This is a genomic window from Micromonospora sp. KC723, from assembly GCF_004348595.1.
Classification (GTDB): Bacteria; Actinomycetota; Actinomycetes; order Mycobacteriales; family Micromonosporaceae; genus Micromonospora.
Map to the genome: position 1 here is coordinate 1 of NZ_SMKD01000241.1, position 4,138 is coordinate 4,138.

The 4,138-nt window shown below is 76.3% G+C and carries 3 protein-coding genes; 1 reads left to right on the forward strand and 2 read right to left on the reverse strand.

Annotation, left to right across the window (positions count from 1 at the left end):
* The first annotated feature begins 498 nt into the window (after positions 1–498).
* Positions 499–2,046, forward strand: coding sequence for a glycosyltransferase family 39 protein (locus tag E1165_RS28105; RefSeq protein ID WP_132394717.1), 1,548 nt, complete (start codon positions 499–501; stop codon positions 2,044–2,046).
* Between the two features lie 55 nt (positions 2,047–2,101).
* On the opposite strand, the gene E1165_RS28110 is transcribed toward E1165_RS28105, so the two are convergent.
* Both E1165_RS28110 and E1165_RS28115 read right to left on the reverse strand, forming a co-directional pair.
* Positions 2,102–3,637, reverse strand: a complete 1,536-nt coding sequence (locus E1165_RS28110; protein ID WP_132394718.1) for a sensor histidine kinase — start codon at positions 3,635–3,637, stop codon at positions 2,102–2,104.
* Between the two features lie 25 nt (positions 3,638–3,662).
* Positions 3,663–4,138: SIS domain-containing protein (locus tag E1165_RS28115; protein WP_132394719.1), on the reverse strand; the 476-nt coding region annotated here is incomplete at its 5' end.

Here is a 4,138-nt window from a genome sequence, read left to right on the forward strand (position 1 = left end):
GTGCTGGGGCGGGCGGGAGTGCTGCTGACCGCCATCGCGGCGTCCTCCGTTGTCTGCTGTGCCTCGGTGGGGTGCGCGGGCGCGGCGGCCGGCCCGTGGGACGGGCCGAGGACAACGGTGTCGGACGGCCGGCGCGGACTACGCGCCCGAGACAGATGGGTCGGGCGTCGTCAGTGGGCCGGACAGATCGCGCTGCGCACGCGGCCGTAGTCGACGTGGCGGCGGGCCACGAAGCGGCGGACGACAGCGGCGGTCATGGCCATCATGCTGCCACACCGGGGGTGGGGCAGCCAACGAGCGCGTGCCGCATCCCACATCACGGGCCGGTGGCACGCCTCGATTGAAGATCGAGTTCGGTGGCGGCGCGAAACTCCGGGCCGCCACCGCGCTCGACCTTCGCGCCAGCGGCATCGCGGGCGGCCCGGACCGGGCGCGATCCGGCCGGCCGGCCGGGCCACGGCGCGGCACCGGATGTGGGAGGCTCGGAGCGTGGGCGGTATGTCCGAGAAGTGGCATCCGGCGGGTTGGCTCCGGTCCGCCCCGCCCCCGGTCTGGCTGGTGCCGACGCTCACCACGCTGGCCGTCGGGCTGATCGGCATCGGGCATGCCCCACCCTGGCGGGACGAGCTGGCCACCTGGAGCGCGGCCACCCGCCCGTTACCGGACCTGCTACGGCTCACCGGCACCCTGGACGCCACCGCCGGGCCGTACTACCTGCTGATGCACGGCTGGGTACGCCTCGGTGGCGACTCGCCGGCGGCGCTGCGGCTCCCCTCGGCGTTGGCCATGGCAGCGGCGGCCGGGCTCACCGCCGTCCTCGCGGCCCGGCTCCTCGACGCCCGGGCCGGCCTGCTCGCCGGCCTGCTCTTCACGGTGCTGCCCGGCACCTCCCGGTACGCCCACGAGGCCCGCCCGTACGCCCTGGCCATGTTCTTCGCCGTGCTGGCCACCCTGCTGCTGGTCACCGCACTGCACCGCCCGACGTGGCGACGCTGGGCCGCGTACGCCGTCGCCGTCGCGGGGCTCGGCCTGAGCCACCTGCTCGCCCTCGCCCTGCTCGCCGCGCACGCCGTGGTGGTGCTGGTGTCCTGGTGGCTCGGCCCGGCGGCCGCCGGGCTCACCGCGCCCGCGGCCGGCGCGCCCGCGCCCGAACCGCCCCGCCCGGCGGGACGGGCTGCCCGGGGCGGCCGGCTCGCCGGGCGCTGGGCGCTCGCCCTGCTGGTGGCGCTCGTCGTGCTCACCCCGCTGGTGCTGCGGACCCGGGGGCAACGCTCCCGGCAGCTCGACTGGGTCGAACCGGCCCGGCTGGCCGACCTGGCGGCGCTACCCGGCGGCGTCGTCCAGAGCGGGGTGGTCGGTGGGCTGCTGGTCGGCCTCGCCGCGCTGGGGGCCGCGCAGGTGGGTCGGCGCGCGCTGCTGCCCGGGCTCGGCGTGCTGCTGCCGGTGCTGCTGGTCTTCGCCGCCGCACTGGTCGTACCGCTGTGGGTGCCGCGCTACCTGCTCTTCACCGTGCCCTTCGCGGGAGTGCTCGCCGGGGCGGCGCTGGCCGGGGCGCCGACCGGCACCGGCCGGGCGCTCGCGCCGCCCCTCGCGGTGGTGGCGCTGGCCGGCCTGCTCGGGCTGCCCGACCAGGCGACGCTGCGGCAGACCCACGGCTGGCCGCGCAGCGCGACCGTCGACTACCGGGGCGCGGCCGGGATCATCGGGGCGGGACAGCGGCCCGGGGATGCCGTGGTGTACGCGCCCCGGGACGGCTGGCTCTTCCTCGACCTCGGGGTGGCGTACCACCTGGCGGACCGGCCCCGGGACGTGCTGGTGATCCGCGACCAGCGGCAACGCGCGGATTTGTGGGTCACCGAGTGCGCCCGGCCGGCGGAGTGCCTGGCCGGGGTGGGGCGGGTCTGGCTGGTGGTGGCGGGCCGGCGTGCCGACCCGCTGGCCGCGCTCCCCGGCGTGAAGGGGGACGCGCTACGGGAGCGGTTCACCGTCAGCCGCACCTGGCAGCGCCCCGGCGTCACCGTCGCGCTGCTCACCGCGCGGGCCTGACCACACCATCGGCAGTTCCCGGTCGGCACCCGTCGTACCAGGATCCGCGTTCCGGTCAGCCGGGCTGGCGGGCCAGCGGGACGACGAGGACGGCCTCGGTGCCGCCCTCGGCCCCGTTGCGCAGCTCGATGCTGCCGCGCAGCTCGCCGGTGACCAGCGCCCGGACGATCTGCAACCCCAGCCGGCCGGCGCGTTCGGCGTCGAACTGCGCGGGCAGGCCGCGCCCGTTGTCGGCCACCGAGACGTGCAGCTGCTTGCGGAACCGGTGCGCGGTCACCACCACCTCCGGTTTCACCCCGCTGCCCGCCCCGGTGGGCGCCCCGTCCTCCCCGGCCGGCGGGAAGCCGTGCTCGACGGCGTTGAGCAGCAGCTCGTTGAGCACCATGACCAGGGAGGTGGCGATCTCGGCGGGCAGCACGCCGAAGCTGCCCCTGCGGCGCATCCCGACGGTCACCTCGGTCGCGGCGACCTCGGTGGCGGCGCTGGCCACCCGGTCGACGATGCCGTCGAACTCGACCGCCTCGTCGCTGGACATGGAGAGCGTCTCGTGCACCAGGGCGATCGAGGCGACCCGGCGTACCGACTCCTCCAGCGCGACCCGGGCCTCGGGCATGGCGACCCGCCGGGCCTGGAGCCGCAGCAGCGCGGCGACGGTCTGGAGGTTGTTCTTCACCCGGTGGTGGATCTCCCGGATGGTGGCGTCCTTGGTGATCAGCGCCCGGTCCCGGCGGCGTACCTCGGTGATGTCGCGGACCAGCACCAGCGCGCCGATCGGCACTCCGGCCGGCATCAGCGGCAGCGCCCGGGTCAGCATGGTGGCGCCGCGGGCGTCGATCTCCCGCCGGGGCGGGGCCTCGCCGCGCAGCGCGGCCAGCACGGCGTTGCCGGCGTCGGTGCCCTCCAGCGGATCGGCGGCGAGCCGGCGGTGCAGCTTGGCCAGGTCCTCCCCGACCAGGTGGGAGGCGTACCCCAGTCGCCGGTACGCCGACTGGGCGTTCGGGCTGGCGTAGGTGACCTTGCCGTTGGCGTCGAGCCGGACCAGACCGTCGCCGACCCGGGGCGCGGAGGTGGTCTCCCCCGGGTGCCGGGGCGGCGGGAAGGTGCCGTCGGCGATCATCTGGGCCAGGTCGTCGGCGGTGGTGAGGTAGTTCAGCTCCAGCTGGCTGGGGGTGCGGGCGGTGGAGAGGTTCGTGTCCCGGCCGACCACGGCGACGACCTCGCCGGCCTCTCCGTCGGCGGTGCGCAGCCGCACCGGAATCGCCTCGTGCCGGGCGGGCACGTCGCCGTACCAGACCGGGTCGCCCTCCCGCCAGATCCGGCCCTGCCGGTACGCCACCTCCAGGTGGGCCACCTCCGGCCCGCCGACGATCCGACCCACCTGGTCGTCGAGGTACGCGGTGGGGGCGGTCGTCGGGCGGACCTGGGCGACGCAGAGGAACGCGCCGTCGCCGTCGACCGGTACCCACAGCAGCAGGTCGGCGAAGGACAAGTCGGACAGCAGTTGCCAGTCGCCCGCGATGCGGTGCAGGTGGTCGATGTCGGCCGGGCGGAGCTGGGTGTGCTCCTCGGCGAGGTCGCGCAGCGTGGACACGCCCCACAGCGTGCCACGTCGGAGGTCACCTCGTCGCGGTGACCTTCTTCAGCCCCCGGGGTGCGTCCGGGTCCTCGCCCCGGGCCAGCGCCAACGCCAGCGCCAGGCGTTGCAGGGGCAGGATGTCCAGCAGCGGGGCGTACCGCTCGTCGACCTCGGGGACGGCCATCCTGGTTGCCCCCGCCACCGCGGCGGAGCCCACCACCACCACGTCGGCGCGGCGCTCGCCGAGCCGTGGCAGCACCTCACCCATGGCGCGCCCGCCGGGGCCGGAGCCGACGACGGCGAGCACCGGGACGTCCGGGTCGGTCATGGCGAGCGGCCCGTGCAGCAGGTCGGCCCCGGAGAAGGCCAGCGCCGGCAGGTAGGAGGTCTCCATCAGCTTCAGCGCCGCCTCCCGGGCGGTCGGGTAGGCGTACCCCCGGCCGGTGGTGACCAGTTGGCCGGCGAAGCGGTAGCGGGGGGCGAGCTGCGCCGGGGTGGGGTCGGCGAGGGTACGCG